This window comes from Paenibacillus sp. FSL R5-0636 (assembly GCF_037974255.1).
Classification (GTDB): Bacteria; Bacillota; Bacilli; order Paenibacillales; family Paenibacillaceae; genus Paenibacillus_AQ; species Paenibacillus_AQ odorifer.
On sequence record NZ_CP150232.1, the window covers coordinates 2367367 to 2388132 of the forward strand.

The window sequence follows — 20766 nt, forward strand, 5'->3', positions numbered from 1 at the left end:
AAAATGTTCCCCGTCATCCCTTACTATGAGCAAACGGGGGATCCTCAAAGGAGAATCTTTATGCTTACGCAAGAAGAATACAGTGAACAACTTTATACAGAGGACGAAATTCTGCTTCAAGTAAAAGAAGCAATCGTCCAAGCAGGCATGCCGCCGGTGTCTGTCGAGCCGGGGTACGGAAGACTGCTCACCATGCTAGTTAGACTGTCTCGCTCTAAGCGTATTTTGGAAATTGGCGCACTTGGCGGTTACAGCGGAATTTGCTTGTCCCGCGGTTTCTCTGAAGGTGGCACACTGACTTCGCTAGAGCTGAGAGCCGACTATGCCGAGCTTGCCCGACGTAATTTAGAGCTGGCAGGCTTCAGCGATACTACGGAGTATAGAATAGGACCCGCAATGGACAGCCTGAAGGCACTGGAAGCAGAGGGCGCTAGGTTCGATTTCTTTTTCATTGACGCAGATAAGTTGAACTACACTAACTACTTGGAATATGCCATCAAGCTGGCCAATCCAGGAGCGATCATTGCGGGTGATAATATTTTTCTCCGTGGACGGACCTTAAATACAGATAGAAATGGTCCTGCCATCCTGGCTGTGCGCCACTTCAATGAGATGATCGCCACGGATGAACGTCTTATCAGTACATGTCTGCCTGCCTATGATGGATTGGCGCTAGCGATGGTGAAATAGCTGATTAGCGAAATAACCGCGGTGTTGTTACTTTGTACAGCTTCAATCGAACCCAAATCGTATTAACCAGCAGCAAGCAGCCGGATATAATGAAAAGCCCCTCAATTCCGATGTAACCTGATAGAAAGCCGCCCAAGATAGCTCCCAGCATATTGCCTAGCGCCAATGTACTGCTGTTGAAGCCGAATGCGCGGCTTTCTTTTCCGTCAGGGGTATAGGAGCGGATAAGCGCATTAACGCTGGGCAACAGTCCACCCATGAAGACTCCCATTAGGAAACGGACTATAATCAGCTGCCAGACACTAGTTACGAATGCCTGCGGAATTAGGAATAGTGAAGCGCCAATTAACGCATAGGTCAGAATACGATGTGCGCCGACTTTGTCACTTAGCTTACCAAGCAAGGGAGAAGCCAGCATATTGGAGATCCCTGTAACGGCACTGACCATTCCGGCCAAGAAGGCTATATTCTCGGCGGGTCCATTTAATTTTTCTACATAAAGTGGCAACAAGGCCATAGGACTAATCATTGCAAATTGCAGCAGAAAGGTTACACCGAATAGAGCTGGCAGCTGAGGGATTTTGATTAATTCCTTCAAACCTGCGAGTACAGAAACCTGCGGTTCCTGTGCAGCTTCGGCGCGGTCGAATTTTTCCTTAACAAGAAATAATGCCAGGAGAGAGGCGATAAAGAGCAAGGCCCCAACGACATAAAAAATCGGCCGAAATCCGATTAAATCGGCAAGTAAGCCACCAATCAGTGGCCCTAGAATTGTTCCTGCTACAGATCCTGATTGCATTAATCCCATGGAGAAGCCCATACGTTCTTTGGGGGTAGTACCTGACACCAGTGCGATGGAGGCGGGATTGAAGCCAGAGATTGTACCGTTTAAGAGACGGAGCAGGAGCAGCTGTAAAGGGGATTGTGCGAAGCCCATTAATACCATGACAATAGCCATCCCAAAGCTGGAACGCAGCAACATGATCTTACGGCCATACTTGTCTGCAAGCTTGCCCCATAATGGCTGGAATATGAAAGAGGTTAAGAAGTTTGCGGCAAAAATAAGTCCCGCCCAGATTCCAATTTCATGTTCACCCTGGACACCAAGATCCTTCGCAAGGTACAAGGTCAGGAAGGGTGTAATCATTGTCATTCCAGCATTCACCAAAAATTGCCCGAACCAAAGCACTAAGAGGTTGACCTTCCAGGTCTCCCATTTCTTCATAGTGCTTTCACATCCTTTCAAAGAATTTCAGAGAATATATGATTCACGGAAAAAATGCCATTTTATCAGTATATCATTTTTTGCAGCTTAATGTGTGCAACACATGTCATAGTAATGTCATAGGATTGTCATTCCAAACTCTTCGTATTAGTTGTTACAAGCTTTTAAAAAGGGCATAATAGTAGATATGCCGATTAAAAAAATCTAATAAAATATAATGGAGATCTTATCATGACCTACAATGACACTTTTATCCGCGCCTGTAGAAAGCAGGACACGGAGCACGTTCCCGTATGGTACATGCGGCAGGCCGGCCGTTATGATCCCGAGTACCGTAAAATCAAGGAAAAGTATTCATTGCTTGAAATCTGCAAGCAGCCTGAGCTGGCAGCGGAAATAACCATGATGCCCGTTCGCAAGCTGGGTGTGGATGCGGCCATTTTGTATTCCGACATTATGAATCCAGTTGCTTCAATCGGAGTGAAATTCGATATCGTTAAGGATATCGGTCCAGTAATTGAGAATCCGATCCGTAGTGCAGCTGATGTGGAGAGACTAAAACCGATTGATGTAGAGGGTGATCTTAGCCACATTTTGGAAACGATTGCTATTTTGGATAAGGAACTGGACGTTCCTTTGATTACTTTTGCAGGCGCGCCGTTTACAATTGCCAGCTATTTGATCGAAGGTAGACCTTCCAAGGGGTATATCCGTACGAAAGAGCTAATGTACAGTGAACCCCGTGTCTGGGAAATGCTGATGGACAAGCTGGGCGATATGATTATCACTTACCTCCGAAGCCATGTACGGAGTGGAGGCAAAGCCTTCCAATTGTTCGACAGTTGGGTTGGTGCGCTTGCTCCACGCGATTTTGAAACGTATGTGCTGCCGACGGTTTCTCGTATTTTTTCCGAATTATCTGATCTTGATGTACCGAAAATATACTTTCCTGGTGTGAGCTCTGGAGAATTGCTGCCAAGTCTTACGAAGCTTCAAGCAGACGTAATCGGGCTGGATTGGCGTGTTAGCTTGACTGAAGGCCGACGCAGAACAGGCAATAAATTTGCGATTCAAGGAAATCTTGATCCATATTTGCTTACAGCTCCGATGGACCTCTTGAAGGAACGCGCGAAAGCACTGATCGATGAAGGTGTGCTTGAGCCAGGTTATATCTTCAATCTGGGCCATGGATTATTCCCGGAGGCTTCATTAGATAAACTTAGAGAATTGACGGAGTATATTCACACTTATTCTCAGGAAGTATTACAAAAAACGGCTAAGCAACGTTCGTAAAAATATAAGAATTTATATGTTCCACGCTATTAAATTGTAAAGGGGACGGAATCCGTGACAGTAAAAATAGGTGTTCTCGTCATGTCGTATGGCACTCCTAAGAGCCTAGAAGATGTTAAGGCTTATTACACGCATATTAGACGGGGGAATCCGCCATCAGCGGAGCAGCTTAAAGAGTTAACCGACCGTTATGAAGCAATTGTCGGGGGGGTATTCCCACTGCGGGAGAATACAGACCGGCAAGTAGAAGCTTTACAAGCAGCATTAAATGCGGATAAAGCGGGAGCAGATGTTGAATTTGTCTGCTATCAAGGCTTGAAGCATGCCAGTCCCTTTATTGAGGACGGCGTGGAGGCTATGGCGAAGGATGGCATTACTCAAGCAGTGGGTATTGTTTTGGCGCCACACTATTCCAGTATGAGTGTGGGGAGCTACATCAAGCGTGCACAGGAAAAGGCTGATGCATGCAAGATTGACATGGGTTTTGTAGAGAGTTACCATATGCATCCTGAATTGATCGATGTGTTAAGCCAAAGAGTGTCGGCGAAGCTGGATCAATATATTGAAGCAGGCGCGACCCGTGATGAGATTCGCGTATTATTCAGCGCTCATAGTCTTCCAGAACGTATTCTGGCTATGGGTGATCCATATCGGGATCAACTGCTGGAAACTTCGCAAGCAATTGCAGCTCAGGCAGGCGTAACCAACTGGCAGTTTACTTGGCAAAGTGCTGGTCGCACAGCTGAACCGTGGCTCGGTCCGGATATTCTGGACACGCTGCAACAGCTTAGTAAAGAACAGGTGGAATACGTATTGGTGGCCCCTATCGGATTCGTATCCGATCATTTAGAGGTACTGTACGATCTTGATATTGAGGCAACAGCCGTAGCTTCGGAGCTTGATATGCGTCTTATGCGGATTGACTCACTGAATAGTGATCCCGCATATATGTCTGTATTGAGCGATGTAATTCGTAAACGACTGGAGCAGATGAAGGCCGCTCAATCATGATTGGCCCCACAAGAAAAATTGTTATCATAGGCGGAGGGCTGAGCGGACTCAGCGCCGCCTTTTATATTCGTAAATTTTATAAAGAAGCGGGTATTAAGCCTGATATAGTCTTGCTTGAGAAAGAGAAAAACCTCGGTGGAAAGATTGAAACCTTACATCGCGATGGTTTTGTGATTGAAAAGGGCCCAGATTCATTTCTAGCGGAAAGGGCGGAGATGTGCGAGCTGGCTAAGGAATTGGAATTGGATCACGAGCTGGTATCCTCCAACCCTCTTGCTAAGAAGCGATATATCTTGCAGCGGGACAAGCTTAATCCTCTGCCAACCGGTCTTGTACTCGGTATCCCTACCGAACTGAAACCTTTTTTATCAAGTGGGTTAGTTTCGTTTGGGGGCAAAATACGTGCGATGATGGATTTTATTCTTCCTCCGCGGCGTAATGATGAGGACGAATCGCTTGGTGAGCTTATTGCGCGACGTCTAGGATCTGAAGTGCTGGAGAATTTAACTGAGCCGCTCCTTTCTGGCATGTACGGCGGAGATATACAAAAGATTAGCCTGCAAGCTACATTTCCGCAATTTGGAGAATTAGAGCAGCAGTATGGGAGCCTTATTCGTGGAATGCGCACAGGGCGAAAGAATAAAAAGGCACAGGAAGGTACTACACAGAGTACCTTCCTCACGTTCCGCAAAGGGCTGCAAAGTCTCGTGCATAGTCTGATTTATGAGCTGCATGATGTAGAACAACGGACGGAGTCTAACGTAGTTTCTATACAGACTGCGGGGAGCTCTTCTCGTTATGAGGTAGCGCTGGAGAATGGTGAACGGTTGCTTGCGGATGATGTATATATCACTGCACCTAATTTTTCGGCTGCTGACTTACTTCGTCCCCATATGGATGTTACAGCGCTGGAAGCGGTGGATTATGTTTCAGTAGCGAATCTAGTCATGGCTTTTAACAAAAAGGATATTGTTAACGAATATGATGGATCGGGTTTTTTTGTGCCTCGTAAAGAAGGGCGAAATATTACTGCCTGCACATGGACATCTACGAAATGGCCGCATACGGCTCCTGATGATAAGGTGCTCTTACGCTGTTATGTGGGTCGTTCTGATGATGAACAGAATGTTCAGCTGCCTGATGAGGCTTTGACGGAGCTTGTACTTAAAGATTTGCGAGAGATCATGGGCATTACTGCGAATCCAATATTTACGGAAATCACCCGCTTAGAGCATTCCATGCCGCAGTATCCTATAGGACATCTTGATAATATTACCGAATTCCGCAAAGAATTAGCAGCTTCGCTTCCTGGTGTGTATGTCATTGGCGCCGGATTTAATGGCATAGCAATGCCGGATTGCATCAAGCAGTCCAAGCTTATTGCGGAAAGCGTTGCTAAACAGCTAATGAATGAAATGTGAGTACGATGACTAAATAAAACAGTGAAGCGAAGCATGAGGCGCTTCACTGTTTTTCTTTAGTTAGTAAAATTTTCTATTTCTATCGACTCTCTTATTTGTAGGGTGCTGTGATAGATATGCTATAATAAAAACAATTTGAGAGTAGAGGAGATCACAGAAACCATGTATCCGCCGCGATCGCGTTCTAGACAAAAGAACAAACATAAGAGCAAACGCAAGCGCAGAACGGCCTGGGCTTGGATCAATGCAGGTCTTCTTCTGATGATTACCGTGTTATTGACTTATAGCTTTACGAATGACCCTGACAAGAAAAGCGCCTCACCGCCTCCGGTTGCAGAAGCGACAGCTACGCCTATACCGGAGAGTAGTGATCAGCCTCAGACAGCACCTCCGGTGGTTGCAGTTGCAACGCCTGAAGCTACAGAGACGCCAAGCCCTTCTCCTACGGCAACTCCAGAGCCAACGCCTACACCGCAGGAGGAGCCCGAAGAGATCATTGAAACACAAGCTCCTGAAGCGACAGCAACCCCTGCGAAGGATGAGGACAGCTCGGAAGCAGCAAATAATGATCCAGTGTCTGGTCTGCCGTCAGATGATGACGCGTCTGGTAAGACGGTGACTTTGAATTTTGGTGGAGATGTTATATTTTCCGGGAAAGCTGGAGAACTGCTGGAGAAGAAAGGTTATGATTATTCGTATGCCGCATTGGAGGGTCTGTTCAAGAAAGATGATCTTACGATCTTGAATCTGGAAACTCCAGTGACCACAGGGGGCGTAAGTGCCACTAATAAGCAATTTGTATTCAAAGGATCACCACTCGCTCTGGATGCGCTTAAGTCAGCTGGTGTGGACGCAGTAAATATGGCGAATAATCACACGCTTGATCAAGGAGAGCAAGGCTTGCGGGATACCCTTAACCACCTTGCTGAAAGAGGAATTCCTTATGTGGGTGCGGGGCTTAACAGTAAAGAAGCATATTCGGCGCAATATTTTGAACGTAAGGGCATTATGATCGCTTTGCTGGGATTCACCCGGGTGATTCCTGCGTCGGATTGGATGGCAGGGAAAAATAAGCCGGGACTTGCCTCCGTATACGATAGTGCAGAAGGACTGAAGGCTATTGCTGCAGCCAAAAAGAAAGCCGATTTGGTGGTCGTAGTTGTCCATTGGGGTAAAGAACGGGTAGAACAATATGATAAAACGCAACAGTCGCTGGGCCATAGCTTTATCGATGCAGGAGCCGATCTTGTCATTGGCGGCCATCCACACGTGCTACAAGGCGTGGAGCCATATAAGGGCAAATGGATTGCCTACAGCACCGGGAATTTTATTTTTACGAGATCTACAGTGCCTGCCACTTGGGAAACTGCGGTTTTTCAGGCGGAATGTAGTGTAAAAGGTCAATGTTCCCTAAAGCTGAAGCCTATGAAAGCCGAGCTAGCACAGCCTGTGCCGATGAACGCAGTGGATGGACAACTTTTGTTAAAAAGAGTAGAAGCTCTATCCGCAGGACGGGTAAAGATCGGCAGCGACGGTAAAGTCACTCAAGTTACCAAATAGGGTTCCTGGGAGGTCCTTATGATGAACAATTTGTGTGTAGCCCATCGAGGGTTTTCCGGTAAAGCTCCAGAGAATACATTGGCAGCCATTCGGATGGCGATTGCCATGCCCTATGTGCACTGGATGGAAATTGATGTCCAGCTCTCCAAAGACGGCGTTCCTGTTGTCATTCATGATTATACGTTGGACCGGACGACCAATGGTCATGGCAAGGTGAAGAACATGGACTGGGAATATATCCGGCGTCTGGATGCGGGGAGCTGGAAAGGGCGTTCTTTTCAGGGCGAGCGGGTGCCTTCTTTGGAAGAGGTGCTGTCACTAGCCTCCGGAAGATTGCGTCTGAATATTGAACTGAAAACAGTGGGAGATATGTATCCTGGCATTGAGAAGACGGTGACGGATCTTATTTCTGCAAAAGGTATGCGGGACGACGTGATCTTGACCTCTTTTGATACTGGAGCATTAAAAAAAGTCAAGGAAATTGATCCCCGTTTTCGCACCGGATTGATCTTTGATTCCAGATTTGGCAATCCTGCACGCAGGCTGCATGAACTGGATTGCTCTTTACTTTCGATTAGCTTCTCGCGTCTGAATCCTAGACTGGCCAAGCTTTTGTCCGAGCGAGGGGTGGAAATTATGGCTTGGACTGTGAACAAAGCGAAAGAGATGCGTCGCTTAGCCGACATGCATTCTGATATAATGATCTGTACAAACCGCCCGGATATATGGGGCGACACCTTTCTGAAGGTATAAATAATCCAAATCGATGGGAAAGAGAGCTGACTGTTTATGTGCGCTGCTGTTAATAATCTTTATTGTGTTGGACGCAACTACAAGCTACACGCGGAGGAATTGGGTAACAATGTGCCAGTGGAGCCGCTCATTTTCATGAAGCCCTCACATGCGGCTGTTTCCCTCGATAAAGCAGTAATTAAGCTGCCAAAGGATGCGGGTCAGATTCATTATGAAGGGGAACTTGTACTGCGTATTGCACGTGATTATACACCAGGCATGAGCGTGGAGGATCTGGTAGATGTAATGGCACTGGGACTGGATTTCACGCTGCGTGATGTGCATAATGATCTGCAGAAGAAAGGTTTGCCATGGACGCCAGCTAAAGGCTTTAAAAATGCCGCACCACTCACCCCTTACATAGCGTTTCCAGATAAGGAAGAGCTGGAGGGAACTGATTTTACAGTGGTGAAAAATGGGGTGGAAGTACAACGCGGCAATGTTAAAAACATGATTTTTTCACTTCAAAAAATTGTTGATTTTATCGCCGAGCGCTACGGGTTAGGGAAAGACGATGTGATATTTACAGGTACTCCGGCAGGCGTGGGTCCTACTGTAGCTGGAGACGCTTTCGAGCTGTACTGGGGCGACAAGCTGATGGGGACTTGCCTGATCGGTTAATAGATCTGTTGGAGATGAATCTATGCAGTGGGTTATTGGCGCTTTAGGCGCTTTGATTGTTGCGGGAGCGGCATATTGGAAGCAGTCTTTAAGTCTCTCTGGCATGATTGCCGCGGTAGTGATGGGCACTATTTATTTTGGTGCCGGAAATGCTTTTTGGTTTGGGATATTGCTGATCTTCTTCATCACTTCAAGCCTGCTGTCCAAACTTCATCATGATAATAAAGCAGAATTAGAGCTGACGTATGCTAAGACGGGCCGCCGCGATGCCGGGCAGGTCTTTGCTAACGGTGGACTTGGCATGGTTCTGGTTCTCCTGAATGCGATCTTCCCGCATGAGCTGTGGGGGTTCCTATTTATTGGTGTAATGGCTACAGTAACCTCGGATACATGGGCTACGGAGATCGGAACACTGAGCAAGAAACCGCCTCGTTCTGTCCTTACGGGTAAAGTTCTTGCTGCCGGAGCTTCGGGAGGTGTATCCAGCTTGGGTACGCTGGCGGCAGCAGCAGGAGGCGCACTCATCGGTGCGTCAGCTTGGCTGCTGCGAATGATATCCGGCATGCCGGATCACTCTTTCGTGCTGCTTACCCTAGCAGGACTTGCCGGAGGACTAGTCGGCGCCTTTGCCGACTCTATCCTTGGTGCAACCGTGCAGCAGATGAACCGCTGTACCGTATGCGGCCGCGAAGTGGAAGGCTCACAGCATTGTGGGGCTCCAGCTGTACACGCAAGAGGCTGGAAGTGGATGAGCAATGATGCAGTCAATGCCATCAGCTCTATCCTCGGCGGTGCAGCTGCCTTACTGCTGAGCATGATCATTTAGCATTTGAATTTAAGCTTTGAACGGCACAGTTTAGGGAGGGACCGATGAGTAGCGCATCCAATCAAAAACATACTGCTATTCTGGATGCCGCATACGAGCTCTTCGGTTCAGGTGGATTTTACGAAACGAAGATGTCGGAAGTGGCGGAGCAAGCCGGGATAGCAAAGGGCACCGTTTATTTATACTTCAAGAGCAAGGAAGATTTATTCATGGCAGTGACGCGCCGCGATTGTGAGGGATTTCTCCTGCAATTACAGGAAAGGCTGAAGGCTAGTGATGCTTTGGCCGGTAAACTGTCGATCATTGCTAAACATCACCTGAATTATTATTATGAACGCAAGCGGCATACGAAGCTCTTTTTCCGTGCCCCTAACAATAATCCTGAATTAGTGGCGTATATGACACAATTTATGGAGCAATACATGCAAGATGTGGTCAAGGTATTATTAGAAGGTGGAGCATCCGAGCCTGAGCTTATGGCACAGTCCTACATAGGGATGTTGGATCGTTTGAAGATGGATATCTTATTTGATCCGTCTTTTACGGAGGAGGACGCGTATAAACGCGCTGATTTCGCTGCTGGTCTTTTTATTAGAGGGGCCATGATCACCTGAATTTTGGATAGGATGATAGACCGGATAAATAGCATAGGTTAGATGCGGCCGGTTTTATGAAAATATAAGGCAAGCGAGGAAATAGCATGAATATTATGACCGTGGAACATCTTTCCAAGAGTTATGGCGAGAAAGTACTCTTTAGCGACGCTTCATTTGGTATGGACGATCGGGATAAAATTGGCTTGATCGGTGTGAATGGAACGGGTAAATCAACATTTTTACGGATTATTGCCGGTCTGGATACTCCGGATGGTGGGCAAATTGCCATCGGGAATAATGTAAGAGTACAATATTTGGCGCAGAATCCTCCTTACGATCCTATGAATACAGTTTTGCAGCAAGTGTTCGCCGGGGATGATCCAGACCTTGCTACCATGCGTGAGTATATGGAGACTATGTCTCTGCTTGAACAGCAGCCTGGTAATGCTGAACTGGAAGGAAAACTAGTAAAGATTGGGCAGGCGATCGACGCTGCGGGAACATGGCATTTGGAGAGTGAAGCCAAAAGCGTGCTTACCAAGCTAGGCATCTTAAAGTTTGATGCGCTAATGGACACACTTTCTGGTGGACAACGTAAACGTGTGGCTCTGGCAGCTGCACTGATTACCCCCTCTGAACTGCTGATTCTTGATGAGCCTACCAACCATATTGATACGGATTCCGTGGCTTGGCTGGAGCAATATTTGCAGAAACGGCGCGGCGCTCTTTTGATGGTGACGCATGATCGTTACTTCCTGGAGCGTGTGGCTAGTGTCATGCTAGAGCTAGATGGTGGCCAGCTTTATCGTTATGAAGCTAACTATTCACGGTTTCTAGAGCTTAAAGCCGATCGCGAAGAACGAGAAGCCTCTGCCGAACAGAAGCGTAAGAACCTGCTGCGTACAGAGCTGGCTTGGATTCGTCGCGGTGCCAAAGCCCGTTCAACAAAACAGAAGGCAAGAATCGACCGCTTCGAAAAGCTGAAAGAGAGTACAGGAAGCAGCTCGAACGGTTCATTGGATATTTCTGTGGCTTCTACACGTTTAGGTCGCAAGATCATTGAAATTAATGACCTGTCGAAAGCGTTGGATGGTCGTCAGCTAATCAAAGATCTCAGCTATATCGCTGTACCCCAGGATAGAGTGGGCATCGTCGGCCCGAACGGCAGCGGCAAATCAACACTCTTAAATATGATTGCAGGTCAGCTGCAACCCGATAAAGGTGAAGTTCAGCTTGGCGCTACGGTTAAGCTTGGTTACTTTACACAAGAGCATCAGGATATGGATGACAGTATGCGTGCCATTGAATACGTGAAGGAAGAAGCAGAAGTGATACGGACAGCAGACGGTAGTGTGATTACGGCTGGTCAAATGCTGGAACGCTTCTTGTTCCCTCCTGCGATGCAGTGGACACCGATCTCGAAGCTGTCCGGTGGCGAAAAAAGACGCTTGTATCTGCTTCGTGTATTGATGGGAGCACCTAACGTATTGCTTTTGGATGAACCTACGAACGATTTGGATATCGGCACATTGGCTGTATTGGAAGATTATCTGGATGAATTTCCGGGTGTCGTCTTTACCGTATCCCATGACCGTTATTTCTTGGACCGTACGATAGATAAGCTGATTGCTTTTGAAAATGGCGATATCCGGATTCATGTGGGCGATTATACGGAATATGAAGAATGGCTGGCCAAAAATGTACCGCCACGCATTGGAGAATCGAACAAAGAAGATGGAAGCTCAAAGCGAAAAGAGGCCGCGGACACTGGCAGCAACTCTGCTGCTTCAACGGCTCCCAAAACAAAACTCAAATTCAGCTTCAAGGAACAGCGTGAATATGAGGGCATTGATGAGCAAATTGAGCTTGCAGAGCAACGTTTGACGGATATTAGTGTACAGATGGAGGCGGCTTTTGCTGACTCTGGAAGGCTGCAGGAGCTAGTAGAGGAGCAACGCCTAGCCGAAGCAGAGCTGGAGCGTCTTATGGAACGCTGGACCTATCTGAACGAGCTTGCGGAGAAAATCGCTGGTAAGGCTTAAACCCGTTGGATGGCTTTGAAAGAAAATAGGGGAGGGCTCTGTGTGGAAGATAAACTTAAAGCTGCCGTAGCCCTACGCAACGCTGGTAAAGCGGAAGAAGCCAAAATGATGCTGTTTGAGCTATATGAGCAGAATGCTGGGGACGCTGAACTTCTATATCAATTGGCCTGGACGCATGATGTGCTGGGTTTGGAGCGGGCGGCAGTACCCTTTTATGAGAAAAGCTTGGCGTTAGGGTTACCCTCTGAGCAGAGAGTTGGCGCTCTATTGGGACTGGGCAGCACCTACCGGACACTCGGAGAATACGAGAAGTCAAAAGGTCTTCTGATGCAGGCTGTTCAGGAGTACCCGGAGAATAAGGAATTTCCGGCGTTCCTAGCCATGACCTTGCACAATCTTGGAGAGCATAGTCAAGCGATGGAGCTGCTGCTTAAGCTGTTGGCAGAAACCTCTGCGGATGAAGGGATAAGAAGTTACAGTAAGGCCATTTCTTATTATTCAGATAAGCTGGAGCAAGTCTGGGATTGATGCTAGCTTTTAGATCACATTAATACTTACGAAGTACTATCCGGACACCACTGACCTTAAACGCAGCATTATTGCACATTTGGAATGTTAACGGACACCACAGTCGCTATTGACTCTAAAAGCGCCCAATACGTTCCTTTTTAGCGTGAATAACGTCGCTTGGGTCCGAAACAATGCTCCAAAGGCTAATAATTTGCGAATAACGTCATCTGGGTCCATAAGCACCCACCGAAGGGGTTGACCCCCGAAAATTCCGGCAGTGTCTGTTGAAGAACAAGCGAACCACCAATAAACAAAAAAAAGAGTAGGGTCCTCCATTAATTGGAGAATTCTACTCTTTTATTTTTCTACTCTTTTATTTCGTTCCGTCCACAGCAATCATTTGCACTACAGACCGAGAATCGCCGGGTACAATGATTTCCTTCGCATTCATCTGGGAAGAGCCATCTCCGTCCAAGAAGATACCCTCCAGACCCTTGGCAGGAACTGTCTGGAGGATCGCTGAGCGGAAATCTGCCGCTGTTGAGAGCGTTGGGGTAACAATCAGCCAGAGCTTTGCTGTGTTGTCATACACCATGCCTGAACGCAGGCGTTTCTCATCAGCGTAAGGAAGATGCTCTTCAGCTACTGCCGCTTCCCATAAGTCTTCGTGTCCCAGATTCATACTAATGCCACCTTGCGCAAAATAATGCTGGCGATCAGTAATCTTCAATTCTTCTCCAGAAGAGACAACCTGTACGGAGAAGCTACGGCTGGCACCATCCCAGACAAGAGTTCCACGTGCGTATTTAGCATTGAACCAGCCAGACCCATAACCCTTCTGGGCCCCGTTGACTGGAGTATCATTCATGATAGCCATGGATAAAAGCGCATCTTGATAGAAAAAACCACCGTTAATCCCATATGCATTAACTTGCCGTAAAGGGACACCCGCGGCCCTGAGCTTAATATCTTCAGGTGAAAGTGACATCATATAGAGCTGCACATTATCTGCACTCACTGTTTCCAAAAAGCTATAGGCGTGAGGAAGACCTTTAAAGGGATCTTCCTTGTGATTTCTAAATACCAGAAACAACGATAGCGCTAACCCCGCTATCAATAACACCAGGAGTGAGACGATAAGTCTCTGTCTGCGCCTCCAGAGCTGTTTTAGCTTGCCAGAGCTAGCCTCAGTTTGTACCCACATAAGCAGCGAGAAGCTTAGCAGTGTTCACTACAGCTTGCTTATGCGTACGTTCCATGGAGTGGGAGGCATGTACACCTGGGCCAATCAATGCTGCACGGATATTGTTTCCGCCTCTGAGCGCTGCGGAAGCATCGGAGCCGTACATAGGATAAATATCAACGGCATAAGGAATTGCGAGTGCCTCTGCCAGTTCAATCAAACGGCCTGTCATAACATAATCGTAAGGGCCGGAAGAGTCTTTTGCACAGATGGATACATCGGTTTCTTTACAGCTGAGATCATCACCCATGGCGCCCATATCGACGGCAATCATTTCATTGATTTCACCAGGAATCCAAGCTGTACCATGTCCCACTTCCTCGTAGTTAGAGATGAGGAAAGAAAGGTTGTGGAGAGGTTTCCAGCCTTCACGTTTAATACTTTCCAGTAATCCAAGAAGGGCAGCCACGCTTGCCTTGTCGTCTAAATGACGGGATTTAATGTAGCCGCTAGGCGTAATCACTGCACGTGCATCGAAAGAAATGAAATCTCCGACGGAAATGCCAAGCTTGAGTACGTCTTCTTTAGAAGATACCAGCTCATCAATACGTACTTCCATGTTCTCCTCTGATCGTTTGAAGTCACGAGCGTCTGGATATACGTGAACAGATGGATGGCTGGTTAAGATGGTTCCTGTATAAGTTTTGCCGCTGCGGGTATGGATCGTGCAATATTCATTCTCAATGCTGTGCATGGCGAAGCCGCCTACTGAGGTCAGTCGCAGTGTACCGTTAGCTTTAATCGAGCGTACCATGGCACCAAGTGTATCCACGTGAGCGCTGATGCCAATAGTACGAGAGGGATCTAGGCCCGGGACGTTAAGAATTACGCCGCCTTTTTCATTCCAGCTTAAAGGTATGTTCAGCGCAGCTGCTTCTTCAGCAACTAGTGTCATTACCTGTGCAGTGAAACCGCTTGGGCTGGGGGTATCGAGTAATTTTTTTAGGATGGAAAGTATGTAGTCTTCATTAGGTTGAATGGTAATCATTAGTTAAGCCCTCCTGTTAAGCCATCATTGTCTGTGTTAAAAGAATCCAGTGAAGTGTCGGCATCACGAAGCTTGGTAAGCTCAGCAGTTAAGCTTTTAATTTGCTTTTGTAGTTTGTATTGACGAAAAATGCCGTAAGAGCCCACGATGATTCCGCCAATTAACGCGCAGCCAAGAATAACGAGTATAAGTGGTATATTAACCACATCAAAACCGAAATTGACTTGAACGGGATCAACGTTGATGACTGCGAATATGGCGGTTAGCAGCGCGAAGATTAGACCCGCAATTAGTGACCATTGAATTCTCATTGAATTCTTCCTCCTCAGGGGGATATAACAATATAAAATCCCCTGCCCAGATAGGGCAAGGGATTAATGTAATACTAAGCTCTCTGCCTTATTTGGTCAACTGTTCCATTTGCGCGATAACACTTTCGAACACACTCATCGCTTCGCGAATCGGCTCAGGAGACGACATGTCAACGCCTGCTTTTGACAAAATATTGATGGAGTAATCACTGCCACCGCTCTTCAGGAAGCCGAGGTAACGATCTACCGCCGGTTTGCCTTCTTCAAGGATTTGTTTGGCAAAGCTAGTCGCTGCCGAGAAGCCTGTTGCATATTTGTAAACATAGAAGCTGTTATAGAAATGCGGAATTCGTGCCCATTCCATCTCGATATCCTGATCTACAACCATTTCTTTGCCGTAGTATTTGACATTCAGGTCGTAGTAGATACTCGAAAGATCTTGTGGGGTAAGCGAATCGCCCTCTTCAACACGCTGATGAATGATCTTTTCGAATTCTGCGAACATCGTTTGCCGGAAAATCGTTGTCCGGAACTGATCGGCATAGTAGGTGAGCAGATACATTTTTTCCTTAGGATCTGTAGACTTTTTGAGTAGATAATCCATAAGCAAAGCTTCATTGGTAGTCGAGGCAACCTCTGCAAGGAAAATGGTATACTGTGCATCCCGATAGTTCAGAGCGTTGTCTGAAAAATAAGAGTGTAGAGCATGACCCATCTCATGTGCCAGAGTAAACATACTGTTCAGATTATCGTTATGGTTCAGCAGGACGTATGGGTGTGTGCCATAAGGGCCCCAGCTGTAAGCTCCAGAGCGTTTATTCTCGTTCTCATAGACATCAATCCAGCCATTGTCGTAGCCTTTTTGCAGCACATTCAGATAATCTTCACCCAGCGGTTTGAGGCCTTCTTTGGTAATTTTCTTCGCTTCTTCGTACGTGATATCTAGCTTATATTCATCTACTAGTGGTGCAAATAGGTCATACATATGTAACTCATCCACACCAAGCAGCTTTTGACGCAACTTCATGTAACGGTGCATTAAAGGAAGACTCTCATGAATCGTATCGATCAGGTTGGTATATACCTCTTTTGGAATGTTATCACCGTAAAGAGACATTTCCATTACAGATGGATACTTGCGGACGTGTGAGAAAAAGACGTTTTTGTTCACATTGGCGCTAAGCGTTGCTGCGATGGTGTTTTTTTGCTTACGATAGGTGTCATAGACTGCTTTAAAAGCATTTCGGCGAACCTCGCGATCGGAGCTTTCCAAGAACTTGATATAGTTGCCGTGAGTCAGCTCGACCTCTTTGCCATCTTCATCTTTAATCTTAGGGAATTTCAGATCTGCGTTGTTCAGCATACTAAAAATGTTCTGAGGCGCTTGTGCTAGGTTTCCAACTTGGGCAAGCAGAGCTTCCTCAGCCTTGGACAATACATGCGCTTTCTCACGTTTCATCTCTTTTAAAGTGAAGGTGTAAGCGGACAGTTCAGGATCAGCAATAAATTGATCCAGCTTCTCAATAGGCAGTGCCAAGATTTCTGGGGTTACAAAAGAAAAGGCTTCGCCTGCTTCGATCCCAAGCTTCTTCGCTTTGGAGGACAAAGCTTGATATTCAGGATTAGCAGTGTCTTCATCCTGACGCATATGAGCATAGACAAAGAGTCGCTCAGTGGAGACGGACAGCTTGTCATCCAGCTCAAAACATTGTTTCACAGCTTCTGCGGAATCAAGTTTACCTTGGAAATCAGCAGCTTTTTTGATCAGTGATTTAGCTTCAGCATATTCTGCATCCCAATCCTTCTGAGAGGCAAATATATCTTCAAGCTTCCAACGATTCTCAGCAGGTACTTCACTTCTCTTCAATAATTGTTCCATAGAAACCCTCCTAGAATGATGAGATGTAGTAGGCATAATCTCCCTCGGCAATACTGTGGATGATATTTCACCCGGTAGCAAGCTGAGCACAAGTAGAAGAGGGATGGACTTGAGTGTAATAGGCATGACGTCCTCCTCTTTGAAAAGTAGAGTCAGCTTATTATGTCCTGCTAAGTCCTGATTATTAATATTTAGTCTTCTTTATATGGTAGTTATGCCAACAAGCTATAAATAACAAAGATGAAAGCAAACAGAATCATTACGACCGCAGCCATGGCCATGCCCCGCTTTAATTTCGGCGGGACACGATCCTTGGTCATAATTAATACTGCGCCTAGACAGAGGACTAGGACAACATAAATCGTGAGATTTTCGTTATTCATTTCCTGTTATACCTGTTTGAAAGCTGCAATGATGTTTTTGTACTCTTCTTCATTGTCTTTATAAGATTCTTTGTTGAAGCGGTTATTCACCCATTGCATCATCGCTGGACGACTCAGGAAGGTATGTGTTTCTTCTCCCCATTGATCGGAAATTTCGCGGAGTACAATGTAGCGGCCTTGAACTTCTACCGTCATCATATTCCATTTGTCTGTTTTGTATATTTCATGTTTTTTGATCATTATCATTACCACCCTGGCGATTTTTGGCTTTTGGCTCAATGATAACGCACTGGAGAAGGGAAAAGCAAATTAAATCATATATTAAGGGTTGGGTTTGATTGATTTGAACAGAAGATTGCAGTATACTATAGTTATACGCCATATATGGCGGTTATTTTTAGGAGGTTGTTCAATTGAAAGGTACAGTAAAATGGTTTAACGCAGAAAAAGGTTATGGTTTTCTTCAAGTAGAAGGCGGCGAAGATGTATTCGTACACTTCTCAGCAATTCAAGGTGAAGGATTCAAGACTTTGGACGAAGGTCAAGAAGTAGAATTCGACATCACTGATGGTAGTCGCGGACCGCAAGCTGAAAACGTAGTAAAATTATAAGAAACAGCAGGACAGTTAAGCTGTCTGCTACAAATATATAATTTACTTGGCAAGCCCTTGCAAGAGTGGTTACCAACTTACAGAACACAGTTCTTTCGGGAACTGTGTTTTTTTACGCCCACTATAGAAGTTATCCAAAATGAAAAAGGTCGTTGCACTCCAGTGAAGGGGAGTGCAACGACCTTTTTGTATTATGAAATAATACCAACCCTAATTATAGGGAGGCTTTTTTGTTCTTTTTTCTGAAATGATTGATCGGATCCAGGTTGGATTTCAATAAATGCTGTCCCAGAAACCCTGCAAAAGCGAGTAAGCTGAAACCCGTAGCCACTATATAAAAAATATAACGCCCCGCCTCTTGATAAATAATGCCGCCAAAGGTACCGCTAAGCAGCCCAGACGCACTTGACCAAACGACGGTGAAAATGGCAAGACCTGTTGCCCGAAGGCGATCCGGAATAATCCGGGTGATATAACGGACAGATGTTACATAAAAAACACCAAATGATATACTGTGCATGGCTTGAATGGCAATCATTGAGCCCGGATGATCCGCTAGGGACATCAAAAGAAAACGCAGAGCATACATCAGACTCCCCAAGGCCAGCAAGGGCAATTCTTTGAATTTGTCGCCGTATCTGCTGAGGATAAATAATACAGGGATCTCACTAAGAGCTGACGCGAGCAGTGCCCAGCCAATGATTTCCTCACCAGCGCCTAGTTGTTTTAGACTGATCGTCAGAAAGGCTTCGTTCATTCTATGGCCTAACGCGAGTACAAACACACAGCCGAAGAACCACAGCACCTCTTTTTGCAACAATATATCTTTAAGTCCATTTTTGCTATTATCAGCTTCAGCTGTGTCCTTATCTTGATTCGTTGTTTCTATAACAGCAGGTTTTTTAACATCCTTAAGTCCTAGGGTAATTAAAAGTGCAGCAATAATGATGATGATACATAGGGTCAAGCTCCAAGTAGAGCCCAATGCTCTTAATGCATAGCCAACGGTTAGAGCAAAGAAAGAATAGCCTAAGGAGCCAAAAACGCGAATGGTAATGAAGTTCCGTCCGTGTCTTTCGGCAACTTTGATAGCCATTGTATCGGCAAGCGGAAAAACTGGGTAATAGAAGAAGTAGAAGAAGGACAAAATAAGCATGACAGATGAAAATTCCGTCGCTCTGGCTAATAGAAGACCAGTTACTAATTGACCCGCAAGTAATATGAACATGATCTTTCGAATGGTGCCTAAATTATCGCTTATCATACTCCAGAATAGATTGGATAGGATGGAGATAAGGGGGCCGAGGGAATACAAGTAGCCTATCTGAGAACTGCTAAACCCTAAATGTGTGTAGAATAAAGGAAAGTATGATACTACAAGGACGCTGGTACCATATATGGTAAAGAGAAAGGAACGCAGCCAGTTTTGATCGCTGTAAAGGCTGCCGGTCCGTTTTGAAAACATGGATTGCACTCCTCCGAAATTGAAATATGCCTAGTATAGCATAAAGCAATGAGGAGATGTTTTTAAAAACTGCTGTATTTCTGAATCTTTCATGATTTTACGAAAGTGATTTTGTTGTTTGTACAAATACGCCTGATCATATTATAATAAGTGGTGATTTGGATAAGGAGACAACAATGTGGAGGCACTGTCATTGAGTGAATTAGAGCAAGGCCGTTACCTTAGCCCGCGTGGTCCACTGGGACTTATGAACAGGGTCTATAAGTACGTGCTGCCGGAAGTGAGAGAATGTCTCCATTTCTGGCGCCAAGATGCGAACGGGATTCCCGATCCCGAGCTCCGGAAGCAAGCACTTGCCAGCATTGAAACTAAAGAGTTTCATTGCATAGGCGGTGGTATTTATGCCGCCGGCAATTTATCGATGAAACATATACTGATTCCGCTAATTGTTGCTTATCAAACTATCAGTGATTATCTGGACAACTTATGTGATCGCAGTACTTCGCTTGATCCTGCAGATTTCAGGCTGCTGCATCAATCTATGCTGGATGCTATTGATCCAAATGCTGAGCCAGGTAATTATTATGCGCTTCGAAGTGAACAGAATGACGGCGGATATTTGTACAGGCTGGTTCGCAAATGCCAAGAGATGATTTCTTTGTTGCCAGGTTATTCCGCTGCTGCAGCGGAGATTCGAGAACTGGCTGTGCTCTATACAGATTTACAAGTGTATAAGCACATCCGCCCGGAACTCAGGGAAACAGCCCTGAAGGAGTGGTGGGAGGAACAGGGCAGTCGAGCACCACATCTGCAATGGAATGAATTTTCGGCTGCAACGGGATCAACGCTAGGTGTATTTATGTTATTTCTATCCGCATGTGATCCGAAGCTGAACCAAGCTTCTGCGGCTTCGATTCGAGCCGCGTATTTTCCGCATGTATGTGGTCTGCACATTATGCTGGATTATCTGATTGATCAGGAAGAGGACCGAGCAGGCGGTGATCTTAATTTCTGCAATTATTATGATGACACGGATACCATGCTGAGTCGGATCGCTGCAATGGTTGAGTGGGCCCGTAAGGATGTTCGTAATCTTCCAGAGTCTTCGATGCATCGTATGGTGATTGAGGGATTGCTGGCACTTTATTTATCTGATCCGAAAGTTAGCGAACAGCGGGAAGTTCGCTCTGTATCTAAAAGCCTGATGAAAGGCAGTCCGCTTACAAGACTGTTCTTCTTCGCTAACAGCCGTTGGATACGCAAACGCTTTTTGTAACCATGTCGCGAAGTTATTTTTAT

The 20766-nt window shown here is 46.0% G+C and carries 21 protein-coding genes; 13 read left to right on the plus strand and 8 right to left on the minus strand.

The annotated features are described in order from the left end of the window. Nucleotides 1–60 precede the first annotated feature (60 nt). Nucleotides 61–690 carry an O-methyltransferase gene (locus MKX34_RS10375; RefSeq protein WP_076296413.1) on the plus strand — a complete coding sequence of 210 codons (630 nt, stop codon included), beginning with the start codon at nucleotides 61–63 and terminating at the stop codon, nucleotides 688–690. Between the two features lie 4 nt (nucleotides 691–694). Here MKX34_RS10375 and MKX34_RS10380 read toward each other — a convergent pair whose 3' ends face one another. After that, a complete protein-coding gene (locus tag MKX34_RS10380) occupies nucleotides 695–1915 on the minus strand; it encodes an MFS transporter (protein WP_038569803.1) in 1221 nt (406 codons plus the stop codon). 231 nt (nucleotides 1916–2146) lie between these two features. Between MKX34_RS10380 and hemE the strand changes: the two genes are divergently transcribed. The 10 genes from hemE (at nucleotide 2147) to MKX34_RS10430 (ending at nucleotide 12605) form a co-directional block, all read left to right on the plus strand. Next, nucleotides 2147–3208, plus strand: coding sequence for a uroporphyrinogen decarboxylase (hemE, locus tag MKX34_RS10385; RefSeq protein WP_076107462.1), 1062 nt, complete (start codon nucleotides 2147–2149; stop codon nucleotides 3206–3208). Between the two features lie 54 nt (nucleotides 3209–3262). Beyond that, nucleotides 3263–4219 carry a ferrochelatase gene (gene hemH, locus MKX34_RS10390; protein WP_076296412.1) on the plus strand — a complete coding sequence of 319 codons (957 nt, stop codon included), beginning with the start codon at nucleotides 3263–3265 and terminating at the stop codon, nucleotides 4217–4219. Further along, nucleotides 4216–5640, plus strand: coding sequence for a protoporphyrinogen oxidase (hemG, locus tag MKX34_RS10395; protein ID WP_076296411.1), 1425 nt, complete (start codon nucleotides 4216–4218; stop codon nucleotides 5638–5640). The genes hemH and hemG overlap by 4 nt, the downstream gene beginning before the upstream one ends. Nucleotides 5641–5802: 162 nt before the next feature. Next, nucleotides 5803–7200, plus strand: coding sequence for a CapA family protein (locus tag MKX34_RS10400; RefSeq protein ID WP_076296410.1), 1398 nt, complete (start codon nucleotides 5803–5805; stop codon nucleotides 7198–7200). Between the two features lie 18 nt (nucleotides 7201–7218). Next, nucleotides 7219–7953, plus strand: coding sequence for a glycerophosphodiester phosphodiesterase family protein (locus MKX34_RS10405; protein WP_254924574.1), 735 nt, complete (start codon nucleotides 7219–7221; stop codon nucleotides 7951–7953). 36 nt (nucleotides 7954–7989) lie between these two features. Further along, a complete protein-coding gene (locus MKX34_RS10410) occupies nucleotides 7990–8613 on the plus strand; it encodes a fumarylacetoacetate hydrolase family protein (RefSeq protein ID WP_036689251.1) in 624 nt (207 codons plus the stop codon). Nucleotides 8614–8635: 22 nt separating this feature from the next. After that, a complete protein-coding gene (locus MKX34_RS10415; RefSeq protein ID WP_076140916.1) occupies nucleotides 8636–9439 on the plus strand; it encodes a DUF92 domain-containing protein in 804 nt (267 codons plus the stop codon). Between the two features lie 44 nt (nucleotides 9440–9483). Next, nucleotides 9484–10053, plus strand: a complete 570-nt coding sequence (locus tag MKX34_RS10420) for a TetR/AcrR family transcriptional regulator (protein ID WP_076296409.1) — start codon at nucleotides 9484–9486, stop codon at nucleotides 10051–10053. A gap of 86 nt (nucleotides 10054–10139) precedes the next feature. Next, nucleotides 10140–12077 (plus strand): ABC-F family ATP-binding cassette domain-containing protein, encoded by a 1938-nt coding sequence (locus MKX34_RS10425; protein WP_076296408.1) that lies wholly within the window; start codon nucleotides 10140–10142, stop codon nucleotides 12075–12077. 42 nt (nucleotides 12078–12119) lie between these two features. Next, nucleotides 12120–12605 (plus strand): tetratricopeptide repeat protein, encoded by a 486-nt coding sequence (locus MKX34_RS10430; RefSeq protein WP_249267663.1) that lies wholly within the window; start codon nucleotides 12120–12122, stop codon nucleotides 12603–12605. Between the two features lie 355 nt (nucleotides 12606–12960). Here MKX34_RS10430 and MKX34_RS10435 read toward each other — a convergent pair whose 3' ends face one another. The 6 genes from MKX34_RS10435 to MKX34_RS10460 all read right to left on the minus strand — a co-directional run bounded on the left by MKX34_RS10435 (nucleotide 12961) and on the right by MKX34_RS10460 (nucleotide 17631). Continuing rightward, nucleotides 12961–13791, minus strand: coding sequence for a hypothetical protein (locus MKX34_RS10435; RefSeq protein ID WP_076296406.1), 831 nt, complete (start codon nucleotides 13789–13791; stop codon nucleotides 12961–12963). After that, nucleotides 13775–14815, minus strand: coding sequence for a M42 family metallopeptidase (locus tag MKX34_RS10440; RefSeq protein WP_036689645.1), 1041 nt, complete (start codon nucleotides 14813–14815; stop codon nucleotides 13775–13777). The genes MKX34_RS10435 and MKX34_RS10440 overlap by 17 nt, the downstream gene beginning before the upstream one ends. Nucleotides 14816–14817: 2 nt before the next feature. Next, nucleotides 14818–15129: a lipopolysaccharide assembly protein LapA domain-containing protein gene (locus MKX34_RS10445; RefSeq protein WP_042126298.1), complete on the minus strand. Its 312-nt coding sequence runs from the start codon at nucleotides 15127–15129 to the stop codon at nucleotides 14818–14820. A gap of 88 nt (nucleotides 15130–15217) precedes the next feature. Further along, the gene (gene pepF / locus MKX34_RS10450; RefSeq protein WP_036689265.1) at nucleotides 15218–17008 is read right to left on the minus strand and encodes an oligoendopeptidase F; all 1791 of its coding nucleotides are present in this window, start codon (nucleotides 17006–17008) and stop codon (nucleotides 15218–15220) included. Nucleotides 17009–17220: 212 nt separating this feature from the next. Continuing rightward, complete coding sequence (locus MKX34_RS10455; RefSeq protein WP_036689267.1) at nucleotides 17221–17391, minus strand: hypothetical protein; 171 nt, start codon at nucleotides 17389–17391, stop codon at nucleotides 17221–17223. Nucleotides 17392–17397: 6 nt separating this feature from the next. Then, nucleotides 17398–17631, minus strand: a complete 234-nt coding sequence (locus MKX34_RS10460; protein WP_036689271.1) for a hypothetical protein — start codon at nucleotides 17629–17631, stop codon at nucleotides 17398–17400. Nucleotides 17632–17804: 173 nt separating this feature from the next. Here MKX34_RS10460 and MKX34_RS10465 point away from each other — a divergent pair, with 173 nt between their 5' ends. Beyond that, nucleotides 17805–18002, plus strand: coding sequence for a cold shock domain-containing protein (locus tag MKX34_RS10465; RefSeq protein ID WP_036689272.1), 198 nt, complete (start codon nucleotides 17805–17807; stop codon nucleotides 18000–18002). Nucleotides 18003–18216: 214 nt separating this feature from the next. Here MKX34_RS10465 and MKX34_RS10470 read toward each other — a convergent pair whose 3' ends face one another. Then, nucleotides 18217–19467, minus strand: coding sequence for an MFS transporter (locus MKX34_RS10470; protein WP_076296405.1), 1251 nt, complete (start codon nucleotides 19465–19467; stop codon nucleotides 18217–18219). 193 nt (nucleotides 19468–19660) lie between these two features. On the opposite strand from MKX34_RS10470, the gene MKX34_RS10475 reads away from it, so the two are divergent. Then, a complete protein-coding gene (locus MKX34_RS10475) occupies nucleotides 19661–20743 on the plus strand; it encodes a tetraprenyl-beta-curcumene synthase family protein (RefSeq protein WP_036689648.1) in 1083 nt (360 codons plus the stop codon). Nucleotides 20744–20766 lie beyond the last annotated feature (23 nt).

Coding starts and splice junctions, on each gene's coding strand:
- MKX34_RS10375 (WP_076296413.1), top strand. CDS start 61: ATGCTTACGCAAGAAGAATACAGTGAACAACTTTATACAGAGGACGAA.
- MKX34_RS10380 (WP_038569803.1), bottom strand. CDS start 1,915: ATGAAGAAATGGGAGACCTGGAAGGTCAACCTCTTAGTGCTTTGGTTC.
- hemE (WP_076107462.1), top strand. CDS start 2,147: ATGACCTACAATGACACTTTTATCCGCGCCTGTAGAAAGCAGGACACG.
- hemG (WP_076296411.1), top strand. CDS start 4,216: ATGATTGGCCCCACAAGAAAAATTGTTATCATAGGCGGAGGGCTGAGC.
- MKX34_RS10400 (WP_076296410.1), top strand. CDS start 5,803: ATGTATCCGCCGCGATCGCGTTCTAGACAAAAGAACAAACATAAGAGC.
- MKX34_RS10405 (WP_254924574.1), top strand. CDS start 7,219: ATGATGAACAATTTGTGTGTAGCCCATCGAGGGTTTTCCGGTAAAGCT.
- MKX34_RS10410 (WP_036689251.1), top strand. CDS start 7,990: ATGTGCGCTGCTGTTAATAATCTTTATTGTGTTGGACGCAACTACAAG.
- MKX34_RS10415 (WP_076140916.1), top strand. CDS start 8,636: ATGCAGTGGGTTATTGGCGCTTTAGGCGCTTTGATTGTTGCGGGAGCG.
- MKX34_RS10420 (WP_076296409.1), top strand. CDS start 9,484: ATGAGTAGCGCATCCAATCAAAAACATACTGCTATTCTGGATGCCGCA.
- MKX34_RS10425 (WP_076296408.1), top strand. CDS start 10,140: ATGAATATTATGACCGTGGAACATCTTTCCAAGAGTTATGGCGAGAAA.
- MKX34_RS10435 (WP_076296406.1), bottom strand. CDS start 13,791: ATGTGGGTACAAACTGAGGCTAGCTCTGGCAAGCTAAAACAGCTCTGG.
- MKX34_RS10445 (WP_042126298.1), bottom strand. CDS start 15,129: ATGAGAATTCAATGGTCACTAATTGCGGGTCTAATCTTCGCGCTGCTA.
- pepF (WP_036689265.1), bottom strand. CDS start 17,008: ATGGAACAATTATTGAAGAGAAGTGAAGTACCTGCTGAGAATCGTTGG.
- MKX34_RS10455 (WP_036689267.1), bottom strand. CDS start 17,391: ATGAATAACGAAAATCTCACGATTTATGTTGTCCTAGTCCTCTGTCTA.
- MKX34_RS10460 (WP_036689271.1), bottom strand. CDS start 17,631: ATGATCAAAAAACATGAAATATACAAAACAGACAAATGGAATATGATG.
- MKX34_RS10470 (WP_076296405.1), bottom strand. CDS start 19,467: ATGTTTTCAAAACGGACCGGCAGCCTTTACAGCGATCAAAACTGGCTG.